General features: G+C 40.6%; 19 protein-coding genes and 6 pseudogenes. 10 read left to right on the top strand and 15 right to left on the bottom strand.

The window, feature by feature from the left end:
• Positions 1–26: 26 nt before the first annotated feature.
• The 3 genes from MKY63_RS18370 to MKY63_RS18360 are packed head-to-tail and all read right to left on the bottom strand — an operon-like array spanning position 27 to position 3,085.
• Positions 27–869, bottom strand: coding sequence for a carbohydrate ABC transporter permease (locus tag MKY63_RS18370; protein WP_256716991.1), 843 nt, complete (start codon positions 867–869; stop codon positions 27–29).
• Positions 866–1,747, bottom strand: coding sequence for a sugar ABC transporter permease (locus tag MKY63_RS18365; RefSeq protein ID WP_254924529.1), 882 nt, complete (start codon positions 1,745–1,747; stop codon positions 866–868). The genes MKY63_RS18370 and MKY63_RS18365 overlap by 4 nt, the downstream gene beginning before the upstream one ends.
• Before the next feature lie 57 nt (positions 1,748–1,804).
• Entirely contained in the window at positions 1,805–3,085 is a 1,281-nt protein-coding gene (locus tag MKY63_RS18360; protein ID WP_076222792.1) for an ABC transporter substrate-binding protein, read from the bottom strand.
• 220 nt (positions 3,086–3,305) lie between these two features.
• On the opposite strand from MKY63_RS18360, the gene MKY63_RS18355 reads away from it, so the two are divergent.
• From MKY63_RS18355 to MKY63_RS18345, 3 genes and pseudogenes are all read left to right on the top strand, one after another.
• On the top strand, positions 3,306–4,832 hold the full coding sequence (locus MKY63_RS18355; protein ID WP_076222794.1) for a response regulator: 1,527 nt from the start codon (positions 3,306–3,308) through the stop codon (positions 4,830–4,832).
• 6 nt (positions 4,833–4,838) lie between these two features.
• A complete protein-coding gene (locus MKY63_RS18350; protein WP_076222796.1) occupies positions 4,839–6,467 on the top strand; it encodes a histidine kinase in 1,629 nt (542 codons plus the stop codon).
• 459 nt (positions 6,468–6,926) lie between these two features.
• A pseudogene (locus MKY63_RS18345) lies at positions 6,927–7,566 on the top strand (transposase); the annotation flags it as partial.
• Here the strand turns inward: MKY63_RS18345 and MKY63_RS18340 are convergent.
• A complete protein-coding gene (locus MKY63_RS18340) occupies positions 7,560–7,883 on the bottom strand; it encodes a hypothetical protein (protein ID WP_179087725.1) in 324 nt (107 codons plus the stop codon). The pseudogene MKY63_RS18345 and the gene MKY63_RS18340 overlap by 7 nt on opposite strands.
• 1,327 nt (positions 7,884–9,210) lie before the next feature.
• Here MKY63_RS18340 and MKY63_RS18335 point away from each other — a divergent pair.
• On the top strand, positions 9,211–9,579 hold the full coding sequence (locus MKY63_RS18335; RefSeq protein ID WP_076222802.1) for a hypothetical protein: 369 nt from the start codon (positions 9,211–9,213) through the stop codon (positions 9,577–9,579).
• A gap of 392 nt (positions 9,580–9,971) precedes the next feature.
• Here the strand turns inward: MKY63_RS18335 and MKY63_RS18330 are convergent, their stop codons facing one another.
• The 8 genes and pseudogenes from MKY63_RS18330 to MKY63_RS18295 form a co-directional block, all read right to left on the bottom strand.
• Complete coding sequence (locus MKY63_RS18330; protein ID WP_229696339.1) at positions 9,972–10,403, bottom strand: MarR family transcriptional regulator; 432 nt, start codon at positions 10,401–10,403, stop codon at positions 9,972–9,974.
• Between the two features lie 103 nt (positions 10,404–10,506).
• Positions 10,507–12,201, bottom strand: a complete 1,695-nt coding sequence (lpdA, locus tag MKY63_RS18325; protein WP_081386849.1) for a dihydrolipoyl dehydrogenase — start codon at positions 12,199–12,201, stop codon at positions 10,507–10,509.
• Positions 12,202–12,251: 50 nt separating this feature from the next.
• Complete coding sequence (locus tag MKY63_RS18320) at positions 12,252–12,692, bottom strand: OsmC family protein (RefSeq protein WP_076222806.1); 441 nt, start codon at positions 12,690–12,692, stop codon at positions 12,252–12,254.
• Between the two features lie 501 nt (positions 12,693–13,193).
• Entirely contained in the window at positions 13,194–13,538 is a 345-nt protein-coding gene (locus MKY63_RS18315; protein ID WP_081386851.1) for an OsmC family protein, read from the bottom strand.
• A gap of 91 nt (positions 13,539–13,629) precedes the next feature.
• Complete coding sequence (locus MKY63_RS18310) at positions 13,630–14,358, bottom strand: DsbA family oxidoreductase (RefSeq protein ID WP_076222808.1); 729 nt, start codon at positions 14,356–14,358, stop codon at positions 13,630–13,632.
• A gap of 24 nt (positions 14,359–14,382) precedes the next feature.
• Entirely contained in the window at positions 14,383–15,042 is a 660-nt protein-coding gene (locus MKY63_RS18305; RefSeq protein ID WP_143760453.1) for a carboxymuconolactone decarboxylase family protein, read from the bottom strand.
• Between the two features lie 197 nt (positions 15,043–15,239).
• Positions 15,240–15,581, bottom strand: coding sequence for a thioredoxin family protein (locus MKY63_RS18300; protein ID WP_076222812.1), 342 nt, complete (start codon positions 15,579–15,581; stop codon positions 15,240–15,242).
• A gap of 85 nt (positions 15,582–15,666) precedes the next feature.
• Positions 15,667–16,576: pseudogene (locus MKY63_RS18295) on the bottom strand (FAD-dependent oxidoreductase).
• Between the two features lie 304 nt (positions 16,577–16,880).
• Between MKY63_RS18295 and MKY63_RS18290 the strand changes: the two are divergent.
• Positions 16,881–17,549, top strand: a complete 669-nt coding sequence (locus MKY63_RS18290) for a metalloregulator ArsR/SmtB family transcription factor (protein WP_076222815.1) — start codon at positions 16,881–16,883, stop codon at positions 17,547–17,549.
• Positions 17,550–17,681: 132 nt separating this feature from the next.
• Here the strand turns inward: MKY63_RS18290 and MKY63_RS18285 are convergent.
• Positions 17,682–18,410, bottom strand: a pseudogene (locus MKY63_RS18285) (6-phospho-beta-glucosidase); the annotation flags it as partial.
• Positions 18,411–18,634: 224 nt separating this feature from the next.
• On the opposite strand from MKY63_RS18285, the pseudogene MKY63_RS18280 reads away from it, so the two are divergent.
• Positions 18,635–18,733 (top strand): annotated as a pseudogene (locus MKY63_RS18280) (helix-turn-helix domain-containing protein); the annotation flags it as partial.
• 542 nt (positions 18,734–19,275) lie between these two features.
• On the opposite strand, the gene MKY63_RS18275 reads toward MKY63_RS18280, so the two are convergent.
• Positions 19,276–19,647 carry a VOC family protein gene (locus tag MKY63_RS18275; RefSeq protein WP_076222823.1) on the bottom strand — a complete coding sequence of 124 codons (372 nt, stop codon included), beginning with the start codon at positions 19,645–19,647 and terminating at the stop codon, positions 19,276–19,278.
• Between the two features lie 147 nt (positions 19,648–19,794).
• Between MKY63_RS18275 and MKY63_RS18270 the strand changes: the two genes are divergently transcribed.
• From MKY63_RS18270 to MKY63_RS18260, 3 genes are all read left to right on the top strand, one after another.
• Positions 19,795–20,208: an Lrp/AsnC family transcriptional regulator gene (locus MKY63_RS18270; protein ID WP_076222824.1), complete on the top strand. Its 414-nt coding sequence runs from the start codon at positions 19,795–19,797 to the stop codon at positions 20,206–20,208.
• Between the two features lie 71 nt (positions 20,209–20,279).
• Complete coding sequence (locus MKY63_RS18265; RefSeq protein ID WP_076222825.1) at positions 20,280–22,793, top strand: excinuclease ABC subunit UvrA; 2,514 nt, start codon at positions 20,280–20,282, stop codon at positions 22,791–22,793.
• Positions 22,794–22,995: 202 nt separating this feature from the next.
• Positions 22,996–23,778 (top strand): MBL fold metallo-hydrolase, encoded by a 783-nt coding sequence (locus tag MKY63_RS18260; RefSeq protein WP_076222826.1) that lies wholly within the window; start codon positions 22,996–22,998, stop codon positions 23,776–23,778.
• Between the two features lie 31 nt (positions 23,779–23,809).
• Here MKY63_RS18260 and MKY63_RS18255 read toward each other — a convergent pair.
• Positions 23,810–23,905 (bottom strand): annotated as a pseudogene (locus tag MKY63_RS18255) (IS5/IS1182 family transposase); the annotation flags it as partial.
• A 164-nt stretch (positions 23,906–24,069) separates the two neighbouring features.
• Here MKY63_RS18255 and MKY63_RS18250 point away from each other — a divergent pair.
• Positions 24,070–24,237: pseudogene (locus tag MKY63_RS18250) on the top strand (transposase); the annotation flags it as partial.
• Positions 24,238–24,267 lie beyond the last annotated feature (30 nt).

Below are 24,267 nucleotides of genomic sequence, written 5' to 3'. Positions count from 1 at the left end.
GTTTAAATATTCTTGTCATTCTTGTACTAGCCTTTCAGAGCACCGTTCATAACACCGCCGATAATATACTTTTGCATAAACAGATAAAAAATTAATAGCGGCAATACACCCAGAACCATCATCGGGAACATGCTGTTCCAATCCGTAGAGAACTGACCGACATTGCGGTATACCTCTTGTAAAATTACGTTTTTCTCTCTGGATTGAAGGAAATATAGCGGCCCCATGAAGTCGTTCCAAATCGTAAGTGAATTCAGAATAGCGACTGTAGCAATAATTGGCTTCATCAGTGGAAAGGTAATTACCCAGAATACCCTATAGAATCCTGCCCCATCAATCTTAGCGGCTTCTTCCAGTTCACCGGGAATCGTAGTGATGAAAGAGCGGAACATAAAGGTAGCAAATGGAATGTTCACAGCGATATTAATAAAAATCACAGCCCATAATGTATTCATTAGATGCAGGCTTTGCACAACTTTATACAAGCCTAAGACTGACATTTGATAAGGGAACATAATTCCTGCCAGAATCAGAACAAACACGATTTTGGCAGCTTTACTATCACCCTTACGGTTCAACACATATCCTCCCATGGATGCACAGAGAATTACACCGATGACTGAAAGCGTCGTAATGATAAAGGTATTCATAAAGGCCCGAGGGTACTGCATCTTCTGGAAAGCATTAATATAAGATTCAAAGCTGAGCGAGCTTGGCAAGGCCAGAGGATGAACTCCCGCTTCATAGGAGCTTTTAAAGGTAGTGACCACCAGATAGTATAATGGAACCGCCACGATTAAGGCCAGAATGAACATCAGCAGGAATGACAACATATGCAGAAGTCTGTTTTGTGCAGATTCACTTTTCAATTGATTCGGTCCTCCCATACTTTGAAGCTTCGCAGCAGAACGCCGGCCAGCAGGATGCTTACCACAAGGAAGACGATCCCAAAGGATGCCGCATACCCGTAATTCCCTTCAGAGAATTTGGAGAACATCAAGGTTAGGATGGTTTCCGTGGAATAACCCGGTCCGCCCTTAGTAAGCGACACTACAATATCAAAGACTTTAAGTCCGGAAATCATCCCGGTAATCAGATTAATTTTGATTGCAGGTGCTAAGCCCGGCAGTGTAATATGGAAAAATTGTTTCCAGCGGTTGGCACCGTCAATACGTCCAGCTTCATATAAGTCCTCACTGATGCTCTGCAGGTTAGCCAGATAAATAACCATTGACCATCCAAACCACTGCCATACCTGAGTAAGAATAATCGCAGCTAGTGCCGTCTTCGGATTACCCAGCCAATTAATCGGTTCCATACCGACAGCACCGATCAGCTTGTTCAGCATTCCATAATCCGAGGAAGACAGAATATAGCTCCACAGAAAACCCACAACAAGTGTACTAAGCACTGCAGGACTGAAGAATAAAGCCCGGAATCCGTTTCGGAATTTCAGTTTGGTGTTCAGGAGTACTGCTACCGGCAACGAGATGACATTTGCAAGCAGCACATTAACAACTGCATAGATGAGTGAATTTTTGATACCTATACCTAAAGTGTTATCTTCAAATATCCGCCGGTAATTATCGAGTCCCGTAAAGGATATGGAACTGGAATAATTGCTCCAGCTTGTGAAACTGTATGCTGCTGTGTAGATCAAAGGAACAATATAAAAAATTGCGTAGATCACCAGCAGAGGAAGCAGCATCAGCACATAAGGTGAATAGACTCTGATTTTGTTTTTCACGTGTGTCCTTCCTTTCAAGGTGACTAGAGAGAGGGACCTGCTAGAGGTCCCCGGCCATTAATCTTGATACCTGATTAGGTTTGCTTTATCATCCATCGCCTTGAGGAACTGCTCTGTGGTCGTTACTCCAGCTACCATTCCTTGTAACTGTTTGACACCTTCATCAATCAAAGATTGTGCAGGCATATTGGTGCCCCAACGATCCCAAGCAACACCGACTCTTCCTGCAGCAAGAATATCTTTGACTTCACTGTACTCCTCAGGAAGTTCACTATTCAGATCCTTATAGTAGCTAAAACCTCCGACGTTACTCGCCAGGATAGTCTTCTGCACATCCTCGGAAGCAAGTAAGGCCAGCACTTTTTTAGCGCCTTCCTGGTTTTTACTATTCTTGTTGACACCGAAATTTGCAGCGGGCCCGCCTACCAGCCATTTTTCAGCACCATTTGTACCTACATGCGAGAACAAACCGAAATTCACTGAGCCCTCTTTCAACTTTTCATAGTTCCAAGGCCCGCCGTAGAACATCGCAGTTTTGCCTTCAAGGAATCCCGGGATAACTTGCTCACCGGAAATACCCAACATGTTATCATTGATATATCCCTGTTTGATCATTTGCGCCCATTCATCGACTGCAGTATTCAGATTGCCGGAAAGAGTCACTTCACCTTGGGCGAATTTTGTATCAAAAGCTGGTGTTTCATTACCATTATTATAGTAAGAATTCTCAAGGTATCCGACCAGTGAATGCCAAGCTGTATCGCTGTCGGATAGGCCGAAACCAAATGGCTGTACGCCGTTGTCTGATAGCGTCTTGCAGATCGCAAGCAGGTCCTCAAAAGTTTCTGGTGGCGTCAGGCCATACTGTGCAAAAATATCTTTGTTATACCAAATCCCTGAATACCAGCCATAGGAAGGGATACCATATACCTTGTCTTCTGTAGTGGACAGAGCCAGCCCTGCTTCATTGAAGTTGCCGACGAAATCTTCACCGGTAATATCCAGCAGATTATCAGCTTTTATACGAGCCGGGAATGATGCCCCGTCCATAACAATGTCAGGCCCTTCTCCGGCCGCAAGCTGTGTGCTCAAGACATTGTTGTATTGCTTCAAGTTAATAAATGTATATTCTAATTTATATCCTTCATCCAGATTCTCATTAATCTTATTAATGGTGTCAGTCATTATATTGTCTTCGTACCATCCGATCATCGAAATCGTTGTAGAGGATTTCCCGCTCTCTGCTGTATTGTTTTCTCCGCCGGAATTTGAAGAACAACCACCTATAACTAAGAGTACGAGTGCCGCTGCTGTGATTAGTCTTTTTCTTACTTTCATGGAATACTTCCCCCCGATTTTATAATGTAGCTCTTGCAAGTTAGCTTACTTAAATTATAGGCTTATTAAGAAAGCGCTTAAATGCAAGAAATTATAGATTCATATCGTTTTTTTCGTTTCAGCTCCCGCCGCATAGCCTATATTAGTTAAACAGGATACAATATAACTTGTTCAAGTGATGTAACCACGTCATCTTAATTCTAATAAGGAGGAAGCTAACTTGTACAACATACTTATTGTAGATGATGAAAAAAATGAACGTGACGGTATTGAAACGCTCCTCCGCAAAGGCAGCTTTGGACTGAACGTTTTGAAAGCGGGTAATGGCGAGGAAGCACTGTCCGTACTATCTAAGCAGTCTGTAGACATTCTATTAACGGATATCAAAATGCCATTCATGGATGGAATCAGCCTAATACGAAAGATTGAGTATCGCAAAGAGCTGTTTCTGATTCTCTACAGCGCCTATGCCGATTTCGAATATGCACAGAATGCTATTTCGCTTGGAGTCAGCAAATACTTACTCAAACCGATTAATGTTGGAGATTTCAATCAGGTTATAACTGAAGCGATCACCTGGTGCAATGAGAAGGAACTGCAGCGCTCAGAGGCGGTACAGCTCCAGAAAATAATCGAGTATTCTAAATTCTACACTTTAGAGAAGCAACTGCAGCTATTGCTTACTTCCACTGCCACAAGTGACAAAGCAGTGCACACCATCCGGGAGCTAGTACCAGCGTTTGAATCCACCCCGTTTATTCCACTACTTGTAACCTGTGAAGCGGGAGAATTCATAGAAGTCATCGAAGCAATAGGCAATCACGATACCCAGCCGTTTGAGTTCGTCTATGGACTCATGGATGCTAATACGTTTCTCATTATTCTGTTTACCAGAGCAAACACACAACATGTAAGCGCTTTTTGTGATCTTCTATTACTGACAATCCGACAGAAATTTCAGTCTGTGGTATTTGTAATCGCCGGAAGAGAGTTGCACAAGCTATCAGGCTTAAAAGCTGAATACGATCACATGAGTAAATATACCGATTATTATTATTTTATTTCTTCCAGCACCGTAGTGTATGTACAGAAGGATAATCATATCCAGTCCAGTTATGACGTTACACAAATTTCCACTGATAAAATCACAACCTGTATAAAAGCCGGTAATTATTCTGAAGCTTATTCGGAGTTGCAGCGGCTGCAGTCCCAAATCCATAATAACAGGTCATATAGCCCAATGTTCATTAAATACGTGCTGACCGAAATGATTAAGAAAATCTCCAAAAATACAACTCTGCAGTTAAAACCAACCGATCTTGTCAATGAAATCTATGCGACGGATAATCTCAATCAGACAATGGATGTCATTGTGAATATTCTAAAGCGGATCGAACAAAAAGAGTATACTAATCATGATCAGAACTGGCTTATCCGAAGTGTTAAGGACCTAATTTCCCGTGACTACAACAGCAATGAGATGGGACTAGCCTATCTGGCCGGACAGGTGCAAGTTACCTCTGCCTATCTCAGCACATTATTCAAAAAAGAAACAGGACATAACATCAGCAAATTCATAGCTGAATATCGGATTGAACAGGCTAAACATCTATTGAAAACGACCCATCTTAAAATAGCTGAAATCGGTGAGCAAGTGGGATTTCAGACACCATCCTACTTTATTTCTATTTTCAGGAGTAGGGAAAATGTCAGTCCGGCACAGTACCGGGAGAGAGAGGGGATTTAAGTACTCATGCAACGTTATTGGAGGGATTTATCTTTTACACACAAGCTAAGATTATCCTACGTGCTTGTATTCATGATCCCTCTACTGCTGCTTGGAGGGTATTCTTATCGGTCTTCGCTTTCATTTGTACATTCCCAGCTCAAACAAGAGACTGATACTGCGGTAGAACGTGTAGGCAAGGAGATTGAGACGAAGTTATACCAAGCCGAGTCCTCACTATCCCTGGTGGCTAACAACTACAGCTTCCAGGAGTTTCTCCTGCCGTCACAGCAGTTATCGGCACTGGAAACCAACCGGATTGCAGATATGTATATCGCTCCCTTCCTATACAATGCAATGCTGTCCAACCTATATATCGACAAACTGGAAATCTATACAGTGAACGATGTATTTGTATTGAAAGATTTAATACGCTCCACTAAAATGATTCAAAATGCTGACTGGTTTCAGAAGATTTCCTCATCAAGTTCTTTTTACTGGTGGCCGGAAGAAGATCATCTGTATGTAGGCAAGGCAATTAAGAATTCAATTACCGGCAGGTTTCTCGGTGTGGCCCGGATGCGTGTCAAGGAGGATTTGTTTACCCGAAGCTTCGAATCCTTCGTTATTGCTCCGGCAAATATCACGATCTCCGACAGTACAGAAGTCATCTATACTTCTAATCCTGAGTCCAGGCTTGTTCACGCATATAACATTACTAGAACATTAACACCGCTGGATTGGCAGATCTCCTATGACTTCAACCGCCAGAATATCTCTTCATTTTCAAACCGCCAGCTGCTACTCAATCTTGTGATCATTTTGATTTGTCTGGTGCTCGTTGGCCTGATCATAGGCATTCTCTCCCGTTCCATGATTAAAAGAATCTTTATCCTTACCCATCAAATGCAGCAAGTACGCGAGGGGGATTTAAGCATCCGTGTGGACACCTCTTATAAAGATGAAATCGGAAGTCTGGCCTTGTCATTCAAGCTGATGCTCACCCGGCTAAACCACCTAATCGAGGAAAAATATGCTGCAGAACTGCGTCAGAAAGAGCTGGAACTGCGGCTACTGCAAGAGAAAATCAATCCCCATTTCCTATACAACATCTTGTCTACCATCAACTGGATTGCAATCGAGAATGATCAGCTGAAAATTTCGCAAATCACTAACGATTTGGCTACCTTCTACAGGACTGCCCTGAATCAAGGCAAGGAGTACAGTACTCTGCAGACGGAACTCGCAAATATAAAGTCTTATATTGCTCTGCAGCAGACGGCCCGCGATGAGCCTTTCGATGTCATTTACGATATATCGCCACAATTACTTGAGCTCCAGGTCCCTAACTTCATCTTCCAGCCGCTTGTCGAAAATGCCATTGAACATGGAATCAATACCCTGCGTAGAGACAAAGGAAGTATAACTATCCGCAGTCAAACCGAAGCAAGGCATTTTCTAATTTTCATTGAAGATAATGGAAAAGAGATGTACAACAAGTACGGGGAAGGCCTGTTCGACCAGCAATTATACGGCTACGGATTACGCAATGTTCATGAACGGATTCAATTGAAGGCTGGCTACCAGTATGGTATTCGTTTATTCAGCAATTCTGCAGGTACACATACAGTTGTTACTTTACCTTTATTAGAATAAATAAGCGATTTCCCTCATTCCAACATTACTAATGCAGTATTACAGATAGTTCTAATAAAGTTGGCAACGTATAAATGATCTTCGTGCATTTCGGAAATTAGCCACTGTTCTATGATTGCTATACTTCCATTTACAATGTACTCATAAGTGAACTGAAGCTGTTTATTGGTAGCTTTTGGATATTGTTCTCTCCAATTTGGAAGGCTTGATTCACGGCCTATTCCAGCAATTTTTTTTTACAAATAGTTTATCAGCGTTTTCAGAAAAGAGAATTTTACATAAATCGCTATTTTCATTTATGACATTGAAAATATTATTTACTCAACTTTCGCACCTAGAAAAATGGCCTAAACCCTTGAGAAGAATTCAGTAGATTCACTCGTATTGAAAAAACACCTCACTTGTTTGGTATCATGGAAGTGTCGAGCAACCATGCCAACAAGAAAGGTGCGTAACCCTATGTTACAACAACATTCCCTGTCTGAACAGTCTCGCTTTTTCAAACTTTTTGCGACCCTTCATAACGGAAAAACCTTGCGACAAGCAAGTATTTCCAAATCGTTCGGTCTTTCGAGCCTAGCGATTTTTCAAATCGTGTTCTCTTTGGTCTTCGAAGGGAAGAACTGGTTTCGCCTTCTGGAAAGTGACCGCGCTGCAGATCTTCCCGGTAAAGATGTTATCTACCGGTTTTTAAATCAAGCCTCTTTTGCTTGGCGGCGCTTTTTGCAGGCCTTAAGTCTTCGCATCGTGCGCCATTTCGAATCGCTCATTTCATCGCACCGGGTACGTGTGTTCATTATCGACGATTCCGTTTTGAGCCGGAACCGGAGCAAAAAAAGCAGAGTTGTTGGCACGAGTTTTCGACCATTCCACGGGCGAATTTATCAAAGGCTACACCATGCTAACCCTAGGCTGGTCGGACGGGTTTAGCTTTGCTCCACTTGATTTTGTCATGCTCTCTTCTGCCAAAATCACCAATCGGTTGTGTGAAATGACCTCGAATCTATCCAAACGAAGTCACGGCTACAAACGCCGGATGGAGGCCTTTTCCCGGAAGCCCGATGCGGTTGTAGCTTTACTCCATCGCGGCTTTCAGGCAGTAAGTTCCTTTTCCTTAAATTCATTGGCTTGCGCCGTAAGCACATGTGGTATAACCAGTACCAGCGGATTGTCGTACAGGCCGATATTCTTAACCGTCAAGAAGTACGGAATGAGCGGTGCCTTGAAGACCATCGTAACTACAGCAGCGATCATGAGGACTTTGCCCAGTGTGAACTCCTTTTTGGTCAGCGGATAAGCCATCATGGCGGTAATCAACAGACTTAGAACGGTTCCGATAACTGTCGTGGATACTGTAATGCCGAAGGACTTCCATAAGTCAGGCCGGTTGAGCAGGTATGAACTAACGTTTATCAAAAGTCAACACCTAGAAGTGTTTCCGCATATACATACGTTTCTATCTTTCGATTTATGGCTTAAGTCCAAAATGGCACTTGTTTAAGATGTGCCTGCATTATTTGGGAAAAATACCAAGTTGGATTGTAGCCTTCTCCTTTGTCGGTTACTTCACGTATGAATATTCCCGCAATTTGCGCGATATCGGTAAGCTGTGTAGGATGACGCTACTCAATCAAACCCCCATGGTTATGATTTTCACTGTTTTCGATAGGTGTAATCACATTTGTCTCTAGCTATGAACCTAAAGTGTTTTTTCGTCTTTGCGTCATTTATATATATCTACTAACGTTCGATTATGCATTAATATTGGTTTCCATTCCTATGACAGGACTGTTTCACCCTGAATTTATGTTCCCTAAACTGAAGAATGATCTTAAGCCAGTTTGGGACTCTGCAATTCCGAAAATTGTTTTTTTCCATTTGGACAAGTCGTCCTTTTTCTGTGTTCTTTAAATATGCACCAAAAGGTAAGAAGCTTGGTAAAAGTAGCATCTCCACTTACATCGTTGTATCACTAATGTTGACCCTACTGAATCAGACGGTAATCCTTGTCTTGAATCCTGAAGTTGCTGGTCTCACCACCTATCCGTTGCTTACCGTTGTTCAAATGATATATGCAGCCCAAATTTTCGAGCGGGCCGATGCGTTCTTTACACTTATTTTGTTTATTGGTTTAGATGTGAACCATGTGCATCTTTTTTATAGGCTACCATCGGGATGCAAAGACTCACTACAATTAGATATAAAATATGGCTAATCCCTTTGGCTCTAAGTGTTCTTGTCCTCTCTTTTTTATCACCGACGTATACAAAATTTATGTGGGAAGGTCATCATTATGCAAAAGTTAGGATATTTCCTATTTTCTGAGTTGCCCTCCCTGCTATACTGCTCATCACCATATTGATACGAAAAAGAAAGACAAAACATCAAAGATAGTTAGTGATCAGGCATCAGCTTGATTGCGAATGAGTATTTTCTATCGCAAAGTGGTCCTTGTGCCCGATTATTTCCCATACTTTCTTTACAGCTTCTCGCCCGGCAGACAGTTCCATGGCCTTCGCCCGATTGTTCAGAGAAAACATAGTATTAGACTAGCAGGCTTTCTAAGCTAACAAGCAGGATAGTTTGAACATTTAGATAAATTATTCTCATAAAAGGTAATTATATACAAAACTTTTTAGAAGAAAGAGGTGTCTGAATCCGAATCCATATCATTGGCGGCGCTGGAAGCGAAAAATCCTATATCGCAACGTTATTGAGCCATAAACTCCGGATTATGATTTAGATGATAAATTTTTGGGATCCACAATCGAATGAATATGGCGTAAAGGCACCGGAAGATGAGCGCGACCGCCGGCTCAGAGAAATTATCGGTCTCGATTCGTGGATCGCAGAAGGCGTATACAGGTCGTGGGTAGAGCCAAGTTTTGCCGCTGCAGATAAAATCGTCGTACTGATAACGCCGTTGTCCGTTCAGGAGGAACGAATCTGGAAGCAATATGAAGAGCGTATTGCCGGTAACGCCCCAAACAAGAATCGCGAGACACTCGAAGGCATCCACAACATGTTAGCCTGGAATAAAGACTACAATCTAACGAAACTGCCTAACCTAATTGACCATTGGGACTATTTGTATGTTAACGGGAAACATTAGTTTAATAACAGCGACAGTCTAAAACTTATTTTTCAAAAAGAATTCACTTCATGTTACGGCCTGCTGCTTTGCTAGTTCCCCTCTCAGGGCTACTTTGTAACAGGGCTTCAACCTTAGAATCTCTCCACCAGTTGCCTGTTAGCTACGAGGCGACTTGGCTCTTACCTCGACCGGAGTTTCACCGGTTAGCTGTGCCTAGCTTGGCTAGGCGCGCAACGAATAAAAAAAGACTCTTTCGTCTTCAAAAACGAAAGAGTCTTTTTTTTGTTTTGTTCTATAAAGATCCATTCAAGAGTAACGTTTGATCACCTAAACTGATGTCTTTTTCGTTACCTCTGACTTACGAGAATTTATTTTAACTTTATTTTTAAAATAAAGTCAAAAGATTTTCACTATTTTGTATTCTCAACCATAATACTCAACACATGTTTGAATGTCTCAAGATCGTCCTTGGAAATACCTGCGATTGTATCGTTTTTGAACTTTTCGGCAATTGGCATTAAGTCGAGACATACCTTTACACCCTTATCAGATAATTCTAACTGCTTGACTCGTTTATCTGAATTCGTAGCAGAGCGATATATAAGCCCATCGTATTCCAGTTTTTGAAGCAAACGGACCACGCTCGGTTCTTTAATCGACATTTCTTCTGCTAATTCTCGCTGGGTAATGGATTCTTGAATATAGATGTAATACATAGCGATCCATTGGCTCCTGGTGATGTGGTAGGGACGAAACTCTTTCTCCAATGCTTCTGCAAAGATTTTCCCACTACGGTTTGTGACAAAAGCAAGGCAATCCTCTAAATTAAACAATAGACACACCAACCAATCCCAACAGTTTTATCTCCGTGTATTTCTCCTCTATTCATAATATGATAGCAAACATTTCACTTTTTGTGAAATGGTATGGCTACATCAGCCTGTTTTATGCTTGATGAAGTGCCCCAATGCTAAAGCCGAAAGCAGCTTCATGAATCACTTCTCCTGTAGTCGGGTGAGCAAAAACGGTGTGCATGATTTGTTTCTCCGTCAGCTCATTGGCAATCGCAAGCGTTAAGGTACTGATCAGGGATGACGCATCGGGACCAATAATCGCCCCTCCAACTATTCTTTCTGAGCGATTATCCTTAATCAATTTAATAAAACCTTCAGGTTCATTCATTGTTAACGCCTTACCATTGCTGGCAAAGGAAACCTTGCTCACGCTGTAATCCATCCCTTGCTGCTTACATTCATCCTCTAATAGACCTACACTGGCTATTTCAGGTGAAGTGAAAATCACGTTCGGGATTGCCGTATAGTGCATGCCTCCCGATTCGCCTATTATCCCATCAATAGCTGTAGTACCTTGATGTGAAGCGACATGGGCAAGCTGCATTATATTTGTAACATCGCCTATCGCATAGATATGATCGACGTTTGTACGCATGTTTTCGTTCACGGTAATGCCTCGTCCACGTTCATTGAGCTGAATTCCAGCTCGTTCAACTTCCAAACCATCCAAGTTAGGCTCCCGTCCAATAGCCACCAGCACTTTTTCACTAACAAGCAGATGCTCACCTTGGGAATCCTCATAATTTACAATCGCTTGTCCTTCTTCAGCACGCTGGATTTTGACTACCTTCGAGTTCGTATGGATATGAATTCCTGCTTGCTCCGCCGAATGTTTAATTTCTTCAGAAATGTCGCTATCGATCATGGTCAACAGTCGGCTCATAAATTCGACTACATGGACTTCAACACCCAGATAACGATAGATGAAGGCAAACTCCATACCAATGACGCCCCCGCCGATAATCGTGATGCTCTTCGGCAGCTCAGTGCATGCAAGCGCATCAGTGCTGTTCATCACAAAAGGAAGATCAATGCCAGGAATATTCACCTTGGAAATTTTGGAGCCTGTAGCTACGATGATGTCGTTCGCTGAAATATGGTAGTGGTTCTGTCCTTTTACACTCACTTCATGTGCAGATATGAAAGAAGCTTGCCCGCGGATAACTTCTATATTATTCTTCTCCATCAAGTAGTCAATCCCGGAAATTAATTTATCCTTGATTTCATCTTTACGACGAATAATCTGCTTCATATCGACCTGAAGGTCCGTTCCTGTGTGGATACCAAATAAAGACGATTGTTTAACATAGTGACAAACTTCAGAAGACTTAACCAGTGATTTGGTTGGAATACAACCTACATTTAAACATGTACCGCCCAGTTCTTCTTTTTCAACTAATGTAACTTTAATCCCTTTTTTGGCGGCATAAATGGCGGCCACATACCCACCTGGTCCTGCTCCAATAATCAATAGTTCAACTTTCTTAGCTATGGCCGGCTGATCCATACCCGCAGGCTGCGGTTCAGATGATACACCGGTGTCTTCATCAGCAGTTTCCAATGTAAACAAAACTTGGTTGGAGGAAATTTCTCCACCTTCTTCAAAAAGAATCTCGTTGATGGACCCCGCTGCGGGTGCTGTAATTTCTCGATTGCCTTTACCCGTCTCAACCTCGACGAGTATGTCTCCGATAGAAACCTTCTCCCCAAGCTGCACATTGATTGTTCCTGCTTTTCCCTTTTTTCCCCCAGCAATCATAGACATTTTAATATCCAAGATATTCATGCTCCTTCACTACTAAAAAGCGCAAAGCCGCACCGCTTTTAGCGAATAGTTTAGTGTCTCACTACACCTGATTGTACCAATTTAACCCCATTCGCCAAGCAGTCTCCAACCGGGCAGGTCTTCTCAATGAATGCCGCAAAAGCTTCTGCTTTTTCTTGGCTTTCTGTCGTTTTGAAGTGCATCACAAAACGAATTTCCTGGAAACCGCTTCTCACATCCGCCAGCCCCATGAACCCATCTGGGTCCAGATCCCCTTCAAGCTCAACGTACAACTCTTCATACGAGAATCCATACCCATCCGCAAAAGCAGCAGCAACGATGGACTGACATGCTCCCAGCGCACACAGAAGCGCTTCAACCGGATTCATCCCTTTATCTGTTCCACCTAAATCTTCAGGTTCATCGATCAAGATTTTAAAACCTCTGGATTGAGCCTCAACCTGCAAACCTCCTGGCAATTTTGTGGCAGTAGCTTTAAACGTAGTTAACATAATATAACCTCCTTTTATTTTGTGAAAAAAATAACTTACTCTCGTGAAAATAGTAACAATCTTTTAGTCCAAAGTCAATAGTTAGCTAAGTAAGTATAATTATTCTTTTCAAGAAGCTTAAATGAATGACATTTCAGGAGTGAGACCAGCACACTTTTGTGGATCTAGGTAGGGCGTTTGCCAAAAGGAGTCACCTACCTTATCGATGGAAACCGTCTGTGGGTTACCCATCTCGCAATATTCAGCTATCAATATAGCCGACTAGGGGACGGGCCCCTAATTCTAAAGAAAGTAGACATTATGCTATGTGTTCCTCGCATAATGTCTACGCTTCTAGCAAAACAATCAAGTATTCCTGGTATTAATGGATAATTGTATACGTCGAATTCACTTTAACGTTTCTTTCAATTGTGTTTCTCACCGGTGATAGTTTCATGGCTTGTGCCACCAACTCATTTACCTGTGTTTCATTTGCGTTACTGTCCACATTAAAACGAACGTTTATTTCATCAAACCTGAATCCCCTTCTCTTAAGCCTAAGAAAACGTTCAGATCTATTTCGCCAGTAACATCAACTTCTACCGAATATACTTTAATAACCATACCACTAGCTGTTGCAATGAATCCAACACCTACACAAGCGCCAAGTGCACTTAACAAAAGCTCAACCGGATTAGGCCCTTTTCCAGTTCCGGATAGCCACTCTGGTTCATCAACGGATACCGGCTTATAGTCTCCAACCTCGGCCTCCGAGTAAAACCCATCTTTCCATTTAACTGTAGAAGCAAAACTTGTAATCGCCTCCTCAGGGTTTTTCTTATATTTTTCTGCCAAGCTTCCGAGCATATTTACATCTACCCGTTCATTTTACCCATGTTTAGGACTCCTCTATTTTACAAATTCATAGACCGATCTTAAGTGAATACGCGCATGTCCTTTATGACTTTTTAGGCGGGATCGCGCAACCTTCATCAGTACATAGTCCTGCACTAGAGGTTTCATCAGAAAGAATTTCAAACTTAGCCGCCGGATGCTCTTCTTCCCAGACTTTCTCCAACACTTGAGAAAAAGATCCTATCGGCTGTGCCCCTGAAACTGCATATTTTTGGTTGAATATAAAGAACGGTACCCCGCTAATGCCAACGCGACGAGCTTCATCTTGATCATTTCGTACTTGATCTGTATAGAGATCCTTAGTTTTCAATACTTCAAGAGCTTCTTTTCTGCTTAATCCAACCGCTTCTGCAATATCGGCCAGTGTATCATGATCTCCTACATCCCTTGATTCAGTAAAATGAGCAATAAGCAATTTTTCATTCAATGCTTTTTCTTTATCATTCGTTTTTGCCCATTTTAATAAACGATGAGCATCCAGTGTATTTGTGGGTTTTAGGCTATCTAATTGAAAGGATAATCCCACGTTCTTGGCTTGTTGAGTTAAGTGGCTAAGAAATTCTTTCGCTTGTTCTCTTCCGCCAAACTTAGAGGTTAATTTTTCCACAAAACTTGTCCCATCATATGAAGAAGCTCCCGGATCAAGCTCAAAGCTTTTGTATTCAATACTTATTTCATCTTTATATGATAATCCTTCTAAGGCTCGCTCCAGATTTTGTTTACCAATATAGCAGAATGGACATGCAATGTCAGACCATATTTCAATTTTCATATGTCTACCCCTTTTCAGTATTTGTTATTCGTCATATGCAACCAGTGCATTCACTCCATGAGCAAGAGCAGAACCAGCTTTTAAAGCAGTGGCTACCATAATCGACTCTGCCAGCTCTTCTTTGGTTGCTGCGGATTTTTTGGCTGCTTTCGTATGAATATCAATGCAATACGGACACCCAGTAGTATGTGCAACCGCAACCGCAATCAATTCCTTTTCCTTGCTACTGAGTATACCGGCTTTCAACGCCTTCTGATCAAAAGAACCAAAGGCTTTAAAAGCATCACCGCTTAATTGGGTAAACTCCCCCAGCCGATTGATATAAGAGGCACTGTACAGCTCGTCGTCTTCGGTTTCATCATATGCATTTAATGCATTAACGCCATGGGCCATCGCCGAACCAGCTTTGAGGGCGGTTGCAACCATAATCGATTCTGCCATTTCCTCTTTCGAAACACCATTTTTCTTAGCTTGTTTGACATGAGCCTCAATACAATAAGGGCATCCCGTGGTGTGGGCTATAGCAATTGCAATCAGTTCCTTAAATTTAGCTGTAAGCTTACCTTCGGCCAATGCTAACTTTTCAAAGGATACAAACGCCTTAAATATTTCTGGAGAAAGTGAGTTGAATTCTCCAATACGTTTAAAACTCGATTTTTTAAATAAACTGTCCTGATGATTCATATAAACCCCTCTATTCATTAGAAATTTTTAGTTAATATAATATGCTCAGTGCCTCACTTGTAAACGGAAGTAATTCTTATATAAAGAGGCAACTCCTTGACTCCAACCTCTTGTTTCTTTTCCATTTGTACGTTTATCCATGTAGTTAATGATCGTACTCTTTAATAAGACCTTCTAAGTTGGTGTCGTACCGTTCCTTATGAAAGTTTGTTATATACCTCAACAGCACTCTGCAGAAAATGTTCAATCTCTTCGCGTGATTTACGGAGCTTGTTGACATATCGAGTAAGCTCTTTACCATCGGCATAGGCTACAAAGCTTGGAATACCCTTAATATTTTGTTCTTCACTCACAGTGCCAACATTATCTACATCCACCTCAATGAGATCCAGATCATTCGCAAATTTCTCTTCAACTTCAGGCATGAACGGATCAATGAATTTGCAGTCGGGACACCAGTCTGCTTTAAATACAGCAACTGTGATTTTGGGTGAACGGATAGCTGTATCAAAATCTGATTTAGAGGAAACTTTATTCATTTTAATATCTCCTTTTTATAAATGTATTGGTTTACCATTCCATTAACTTTCCCATATTTCCAAACTTTCTATCGGTTAGGACATTTTAATTATTTTCCAAAGAATCAATAAACTTCTCGCTATCCATGGCTGCCATGGCTCCGGTTCCTGCTACAGTAATAGCTTGACGATAGCGAGCATCCTGTGGAAGCAAGCTCACCTGGAATATTTGTTATTGATGTACCGGGTACTGTAATGATATAGCCGTTCTCATCCGTATCAATTTGACCATTTATAAATCCAGTATCTGGATGATGGCCGATGGCTACGAATACACCACCTGCATCTAGGATCTCCTCTTCACCGTAAGCATTGTTCCGGACTTTCAACCCTGTCACTCCACGCTCTCCCACAACCACCTCAAGAGGGGTCTTGCTCAAAGCCACTCAATTTTAGGATTTGAACGAGCGCGACCTTGCATGATTTTTGAAGCTCTCAGTTCTTCTCGACGATGAACCACAGTAATTTTGGAAGCAAATCGTGTTAGAAAGTTTGCCTCTTCCAAAGCTGTATCGCCTCCACCCACTACGATGAGTTCCTTATTTCTAAAGAAAAATCCATCACAAGTGGCACAAGTACTAACTCCCCGGCCTACATTTTCTGTTTCGCCTGGTATTCCTAAATATTTAGCGCTAGCACCGGTTGAAATGATCAGAGTTTCAGTAATGATCTTGCCTTTTCCATCGACTTCCAGTCTAAATGGTCGTTTATCCAAATCGATCTTCTTTACCCAACCATTAATAAATGTAGCCCCAAAACGCTCTGCTTGTTTACGCATATTATCCATTAATTCAGGGCCCATTATGCCATTTGGGAATCCAGGATAATTTTCAATTTCGGTTCTTGTTGTAAGCTGTCCTCCGGGTTCAAGTCCTTCAATGATGAGTGGATTCATATTAGCACGGGCCAGATAGATTGCTGCGGTCAGCTGTTCCTACTATTACAGATATATATATACTATCCCTCTCAATTTATTAGTTTTCACAGTACTTAAGAATAATATTATTTACTATTCAATTGATTGATTGAACTATAGCATCGGAATCCCTCTCCGTCAACACATAAATAAGCCGACAGAGCAGTTGCTTGGTATCCCCGAATGATGACAACGGATTGGCACCTTTAATGCATATGCTTTGTTCTTCAAATTACATTCTTTTGACTTGACTCTACTCGGGAGGTTTATGTTAAAATTCTAATAATCAATTGAATTACCATAAACTCAATTAGGTAAGTTAATACGAAAAGAGGTTGATAATAATGGAGGAAGAGCTGAACTCTGCTAAAATTTTCAAGGAAGATCTATATAAGCAATTTGCTAGAATCGGAAAATGTTTATCCAGTGATAAGCGCCTTGAGATCTTGAATGTACTATCCAATGGTTCCAGAACCGTAGAAAAAATAGCTACTTGTACAGACATGAATATTGCGAATGTATCCCGCCATCTTCAAGTTCTGCTCGATGCAAAACTGGTTAAATTCTCGAAAAAAGGAACATACGCGATTTATTCTTTGGCCGATTCAGAAATCATCGAATTTCTTTCCTCTTTATGGCGGATCAGTGAAAAACAGCTCCCTGACATTAGCAGACTGAAAGATGATTTCTTAAACAATCTTGATGATGTTCATACGCTTACAATGGATGAGGTTAGGGAGAAGCTTAATAATGATTCAATAATTTTGGTAGATTTACGTCCTAAAGAAGAGTATGAAATGGATCATATTGCTGGAGCAATTTCGATACCAATGGGAGAGTTAGAGATATTTATAAGAGATATACCGAAAAATACAGAAGTCATCGCATATTGCAGAGGTCCGCTGTGTGTCTACTCAGCTCTGGCCACTCAAAAACTACAATCTGAAGGATTTACAGCTTTTCGGATGGAAGAGGGCTTAAATGAGTGGCAAGAACATTTTCAAATTCATTAAGCTGACTTCTTAGAACCGACGAAGAACAATTTATTCTATACTTTTTTTCATAACTAAAGGACTTCAAGGCCATATAATTGGTCTCTGAAGTCCTTTTTAAGTAGACAAAATTTTAAAACGAATTGGTACTTTTTAGAATACTATCTTCTTTCCGGTGAAACTGCGGTAATACTGTTTATGAGCCTCAAGTAATTCATCCAACAACGCTTTAGCCGAGTCACCGCTTTGAACCAGTGGATTAGACGTAAATGCTTGCAGAGCCGTTGCGTAGTTCCCCGTAACAGCGGCTTCAATCGTTAATTCCTCCATGGACTTCATTAATTGTAATAAACCGCGTTCACTGATCGTTCCCTTATTGCGTGTACTTACAACCATCTGAGTTCCTTTGTTGTTATGAATGGAGTTAATGATCTCACAGGAAGCATCACTATAGTAGGCCCCTCCTCATTTCGCAAGTTCTTCTGGCTTATGATCCAAATTTGGATCTTTGTAAAGTTCAAATAAACGCTCCTCTAGGCGCTTCACTACTTGTCCACGAGTCCCTTCTCCCTCTGCTTCTTCAAGTTCCTCTTGGATCATCGCATCTGTCATGTAATAGTACCGATGATATGGGCATGGTAGCATGTCTAATTGGACAAGCTGTTCATGCAGGAATCGCATGTTTTTAATATTTTCAACGATTTTCTCTGTTTTCGCATCAGGACCATACAGTTTTTCAATCGCTTGGAGAGTAAGATCTTGGCCGTCGTCACCATAAATCTTATGCCAATGCAAATGATTAATCCCCGCGAATTTAAAAAATAATTCATTTCCATTCTTCTCGAGCACTGCAGATTCATTTTTCACAGCCACAATGGGGACTTAAGTTATATCCTTTAAAATTAACTGTAGGTAAAATCTTTAAATGTTATTTTCTTAGCTAATCATTATTCATTAACATCCGATCTACAGTGTCTCAGAATTTACAAAAACTTCGCAGCTTCGGCATTGTCAAAATTGAAGTCAACTACACCATTGCTGATGTCAGAGTGAAACAATTAATTCAAGTACGCGATGAACCGGCACGTCCTTCATCGATCACCGGTGAGGTGGAAGCCCGAATTATTGCGCTAGCTTGTTCCGAGCCTCCAAAGGGGTACGCTCGCTGGAAAATTCGTTTGTTGACGAGTCGAGTCATCGAACTGAATACTTGGATCTTGTCGCGGAATGGTTAAAGCGAGAGTTTGGCGTTTCGATGAGTGTGCTTGTAATCAGTGCTATGCTCAAACTGATAAAATTCATTTATACGAAGGCTACTTAGACGCTTACTAAGGCTGATGAAGAAGCCCAAGCATATTATCTTAGAATGCCATACGTTTGCTCTGCTCAAAAAGCAGGTAGAAAATGAAAAAATCAAGTTTGAGGATGAATCGTTCTTACTAAGGCCTGCAAGAAGATGTGACTAAAAAAACAAATAAGCAAATCACAATTTTATTCAAACACAACTCTAGCAATTGATTGAGGGCCTGCCCATTTATATCAAGGCTTATCTGCCGAATTTAAGCTGCGAAAATTGAGTTGCTAATCTCTTGAGGTGACTTAATTTTCGATAAAGGTAGCCTTTTTATGCAAAAAAACACTGAAAGCCAGCGGATTTTTACTCGCAGTAAACGTCCACTGGCTTTTTCACTTCAGAGGAGGAGAATGTTCCGGATTATATTTATCAAAATTTTTGAACGACATTCAGTTACATCGAGAAAATCCCAAATTGGTGTCCAGTATTGTCACTTAATCGTGCAAATGTAACATTGGACGCATCCGTAACCGGTCCCCAGATAACTTTCCCACCATTTGTCTTGGCTTTTTCAATCATTGCCACAACATCTTCTACTATCACATAAAATGTTGAGTATTCTTCAAGCTTGTTTGCAGTGTGCAGAATACCGCCTGTTGGCATTTCCCCATCTCCTTGAAGCACTGCATCATAATTCACACCAGGCAGATCATTGTTTGCTTTAAACTTCCAACCAAACATCTTGCTGTAAAAATCTTTTACCTCTTCAGGTTGGTTTGCTCCAATTTCGAACCAGGCAACGCGATTAAATTGTGGTTTGTCCATGTCATAATCTCCTTTAATTATAAAAATTATAGTTTACCATCTGCTAACATGGTATGTGTATACTTTACTCGTAAATTTGTATATAGTAATTTAAAAAATTAGGTATATCCCATCTTTTCTTTTAAATAATAAGGAGTGTATAACTTAATGGACAATACCGATATTGAGATATTAAAACAGCTAAAAAAAAATTCCAGAATTCGCGAAAATAAGTTAGCCCAATTGATTCATATGACACCACCATCGGTTTCTGCAAGAATAAAACAACTGGAGGATAAAAACGTTATAAAAAAATATACAATTGAAGTTGATCCGTCTAAGCTTGGGTATACCCATCAGGTGTTTATCGAGACTGAAATGACGCATCTTAGTCATAAAAGATATTTAGAGTTTATTCAATCCAAACAACAATTTATTCTCCACCATTATAGAATTTCTGGACAAATGAATTATATGATCCAAGGTGGATTTCCTTCTAATGAAGAGCTGAATAACTTTTTGGAACTATTAAACGAATATGCGAATTACAAAGTCCTACACATTATCTCTGAGCTAATTTAAACCGATTAAACAACGAATTAGATGCTATAGACTATAATTGACAATAAAAAAGCGGATAAGAGGTTATAACAATGCAGGATGAAATGAACTATATTCCAACGCATATCAATGTACAGGGAGCCAATGCGAATAACTTGAAAAATATTAATATTGATATTCCTTTGAATCGTTTAGTTGCGATTACTGGGGTATCAGGATCAGGCAAATCGTCTTTAGCGATGGACACGATCTATGCTGAAGGAACAAGACGATACTTAAATGCCTTGTCCACATACACACGGCGTCGTATTAAACAGGTGGGACGTTCAGATGTGAAAGCAATTAAGAATCTCCCTTCAACGATTGCCTTACGCCAACGACCAGACACACCCGGCATTCGCTCAACAGTGGGAACGCTGACCGAAACCTTGAACATTTTACGGTTGATTTTTTCACGTTTAGGTTCTCATGTTTGTCCAAATGGACATCGTCTTGAGCCGACACTGCGAGTAGCAGAAGTCATGGATTTCATGGGGACAGATGAAAGAATGGGGATTATTAACTGCCCTACGTGCGAAGTCCCTTTCATGGTCTATGGTGCGGAAAGCTTTGCATTCAATTCAGATGGAGCTTGTTCAACTTGTCAAGGAACAGGAGAAGCAAGAGAAATTCAGTTAAAAAAGATTATTCCAAATCCTGATTTAACTATTAAAGAAGGTGCCGTGGCATCCTGGCGTTTACCGGGCAGAACGCATATGCATTTACTAGCGGAACAGCAAGGTGTTCGCTTAGATCTTCCCTTTAAAGAACTAACGGATAAAGAGAAAGAAATTGTTCTTCATGGACCAGAAGTAAAACGAGTCATTGTGGTTCCAACTTCAACTGGGAAATCTTTTGAACTTAATGCCAAGTACGAAAACGCTTTTGTAGCAGTAGAAAACAGCTTTAATACTGCCAAAAATGAAAATACCATCAAGCGATTAAATCGGTTTTATGATGTAGGGTGTTGTTCCAGATGTCATGGAACTCGCTATAATCCCGAACTATTTTCGACGCTTATTATGGGCAAAAATATTGCAGAAGTCAGCCATTATGATTTATTACAGCTAGAAGAGTTTTCAGATAAATTAGTTAGCTGGGTACCTGCCGAAATGAAAAATATGGCTGAACAACTTTCAAAAGAGTTGAGAGAACTTATAGAACCAATTGTCGCGCTAGGTCTGGATTATTTAACTTTAGATAGAGCAGGGAACGGCCTCTCAACAGGAGAATTGCAGAGAATTCAACTAGCTCGTACGATTCGCAATCAAATGACAGGGATTTTATATGTTTTGGACGAACCAAGTGTTGGTCTCCATGCAGAAAATGTGCAAGCTTTAATACAGATTATTCGGCAGATTATTAGACAAGGTAATTCGGTTCTCGTCGTTGATCATGATGTGGCCATCTTAGAAGCAGCGGACTATTTGATTGAAATAGGGCCTTTATCTGGTGAAGATGGTGGAGAAGTTATAGGTGCAGGAACTCCAAGTGAACTATCTACTAATGATCAGTCGGTTATTGCTGCTTACTTAAATAAATCAGCAGAGCTTGTTGTTCGTAACATTCAAGATGCTAACCAGCTGGATAAGATGATAGTTACAGTTAAAGGTAAAAACAATATTCATGAGGTTCGTGCGGAGTTTGTATTGAACGGTCTCAATGTTGTGACAGGGATTTCAGGATCAGGCAAGACCACATTAGTATTAGACAGTCTCGTCCCCGCTATGAAAGCCAGATTGGCAAAGGAAAAACTTCCCGACCATGTTGCGTTAACAGGCGAAGGAAAGATCAAGCAAGTCGTAGAAATTGACTCAAATCCAATTGGGAAAAATATTCGTTCTACAGTATCCACTTACTCTAAAATTATGGACAAGCTGCGCAAACTCTTTGAAACGGAAGCGGATCAGACACATGCATTCAAGGCAACTGATTTTTCCTATAATAACAATTCAGGAGCTTGTACTTATTGTGAGGGTACAGGAAGTGTAAATCTAGATATTCAGTACTTACCAGATATTGTTGAAGTCTGTCCACAATGTCAGGGCAAACGATATAAAGATGAAATATTAGATGTTACTTTGCAAGGAAAGAATATTGCGGAAGTACTGGAATTGACGGTTGCAGAAGCACAATCTTTCTTTGAAAATCAATCCAGTATCTCTAAAACATTGAAAGTTTTAAATGAATTAGGTCTTGGTTATCTACATCTAGGCGAAAGCACGCCAGCACTTTCTGGTGGAGAAGCACAACGATTAAAGCTGACTTACTATTTAGAGAAAAAACAAGCAAACTACTTATTTATCTTTGATGAACCAAGTATTGGATTGCATCCTCGAGATGTTGCTACATTAGTGGGTGTATTAGATAAATTGGTGCAAAGTAAAGCAACAGTAATTGTAATTGAGCATGACTTAGATGTGATCGCTAATGCTGACTACATTGTTGATATGGGGCCAAATGGGGGACGCTATGGAGGTCAATTAATGGCAAATGGTTCTGTAGAACAAATTTGCAGAACAACATCCAGTGTTACTGGAAAATATATGAAGAATTATCTTGCATGAATCAATTATATCGTTCCTACATTCTTTAGATATTAAAGTAATTTGGCTGTTTTCCTTTTTTAATAATGTAATGATTTTTTATTACACGATAAAATTATAATATAAACCGATTAGGTTATTAAGAATGAGCAAGTGGTACTTTGATTCAAATTGGGAAGTTACAGAGCTCAAATAACTTGATAAATTTAAAGGAGGATTTTCGATGTATATTACACAAATCAGGAATGCAACGTTAAAAATAAAGTATGGTAAAAAAATCTTTTTAATAGATCCTATGCTCTCTAAAAAAGGTGAAATTCCTCCATTTGCACCACCACATGCACCGATGCCTATGTCTGGAAATTTGGAGAGTAATCCTCTAACTGAATTGCCAATGTCAGTTAATGAAATTCTAGAAGGCGTGGATGCATTGATTGTAACGCATTTGCATCCAGATCACTGGGATCCTGCGGCAAGTGAACAAATACATAAACAAATTCCTTTATTTTCGCAAAATGAAGATGATGCAACTACACTTCGTGAGCAAGGGTTTAAGAATGTTTATGTAATAGGTGATAAGACACATTTTGAGGGAATTTCTTTAACTCATACCAATGGAAAACACGCAAGTGTTGACGAGATGCTAGCAATATCAGGTCCTGCTTGCGGTGTTGTCTTTAAGCATGAAAGTGAGAAGACTGTTTATTTATTAGGTGATACCGTTTGGTATGACGAAGTGGAGAAAAATCTACAAAAATATCAGCCGGATGTTGTAATTATTAACGCAGGTAACAATCAATTTGAAATTGGTGGGCCGTTAATTATGGGGGCAGAAGGTGTATTAAAAGTACATCAAACTCTTCCAGAAGCTGAATTGTTTGCAACCCATATGGAGGCAGTTAATCATGCTTATCTAACACGTAAAGAGTTAAAAGACTTTGCAAGAGAGCACGGATTTGACGCAAAGTTTTCAGTTCCGGAAGATGGGGAGAAATTAGAGTACTAGGTCGTGTCTGAAAACTCTTCATTGAGTCAATTTAGAATGACTTGGCCAACTTGTCGTAACGAGTAGCCACATGGCGAAAGTGTTTAATTTTATTGAAAAAGCACTCCACTAAGTGGCGTTCTTTATACCGATACCAATCGACGTTCCATGGGTTTGGACTATTCGCTTAGGCGGGATGGTGTTGGATGCCTGCTTAGCTGTAATCCAATTCCGAATCGCTTCGGAGCCATAGGCTTTGTCGTCAAGAATATGACCGAAAGAACGCGAATGGATCGAACGGGTTCGGCTGGTGTGGACAACTTGAATACCCATACGATCTTGTCCTTGTATGAAACCTTTACACCTGAACACGCATTAGCCTTGGCAGAACGGTTGGAAATCCATTACACCCCTAAGCATGGCAGCTGGTTGAATATCGCAGAAATTGAACTCAGTGTTCTGACGATTCAATGCCTGAACCACTTGCTTAAATTCATGTGTTAAAAATAC

Source organism: Paenibacillus sp. FSL R7-0189, assembly GCF_037969925.1.
Classification (GTDB): Bacteria; Bacillota; Bacilli; order Paenibacillales; family Paenibacillaceae; genus Paenibacillus_AQ; species Paenibacillus_AQ odorifer.
Note: the sequence above shows the minus strand (reverse complement) of the source record. Positions and strands in the feature narration are given on the sequence as shown.

Coding starts and splice junctions, on each gene's coding strand:
- MKY63_RS18305 (WP_143760453.1), bottom strand. CDS start 15,042: ATGAATCATCAGGACAGTTTATTTAAAAAATCGAGTTTTAAACGTATT.
- lpdA (WP_081386849.1), bottom strand. CDS start 12,201: ATGAATATCTTGGATATTAAAATGTCTATGATTGCTGGGGGAAAAAAG.
- MKY63_RS18310 (WP_076222808.1), bottom strand. CDS start 14,358: ATGAAAATTGAAATATGGTCTGACATTGCATGTCCATTCTGCTATATT.
- MKY63_RS18290 (WP_076222815.1), top strand. CDS start 16,881: ATGGAGGAAGAGCTGAACTCTGCTAAAATTTTCAAGGAAGATCTATAT.
- MKY63_RS18275 (WP_076222823.1), bottom strand. CDS start 19,647: ATGGACAAACCACAATTTAATCGCGTTGCCTGGTTCGAAATTGGAGCA.
- MKY63_RS18260 (WP_076222826.1), top strand. CDS start 22,996: ATGTATATTACACAAATCAGGAATGCAACGTTAAAAATAAAGTATGGT.
- MKY63_RS18270 (WP_076222824.1), top strand. CDS start 19,795: ATGGACAATACCGATATTGAGATATTAAAACAGCTAAAAAAAAATTCC.
- MKY63_RS18335 (WP_076222802.1), top strand. CDS start 9,211: ATGATAAATTTTTGGGATCCACAATCGAATGAATATGGCGTAAAGGCA.
- MKY63_RS18315 (WP_081386851.1), bottom strand. CDS start 13,538: ATGCTCGGAAGCTTGGCAGAAAAATATAAGAAAAACCCTGAGGAGGCG.
- MKY63_RS18265 (WP_076222825.1), top strand. CDS start 20,280: ATGCAGGATGAAATGAACTATATTCCAACGCATATCAATGTACAGGGA.
- MKY63_RS18350 (WP_076222796.1), top strand. CDS start 4,839: ATGCAACGTTATTGGAGGGATTTATCTTTTACACACAAGCTAAGATTA.
- MKY63_RS18360 (WP_076222792.1), bottom strand. CDS start 3,085: ATGAAAGTAAGAAAAAGACTAATCACAGCAGCGGCACTCGTACTCTTA.
- MKY63_RS18300 (WP_076222812.1), bottom strand. CDS start 15,581: ATGAATAAAGTTTCCTCTAAATCAGATTTTGATACAGCTATCCGTTCA.
- MKY63_RS18320 (WP_076222806.1), bottom strand. CDS start 12,692: ATGTTAACTACGTTTAAAGCTACTGCCACAAAATTGCCAGGAGGTTTG.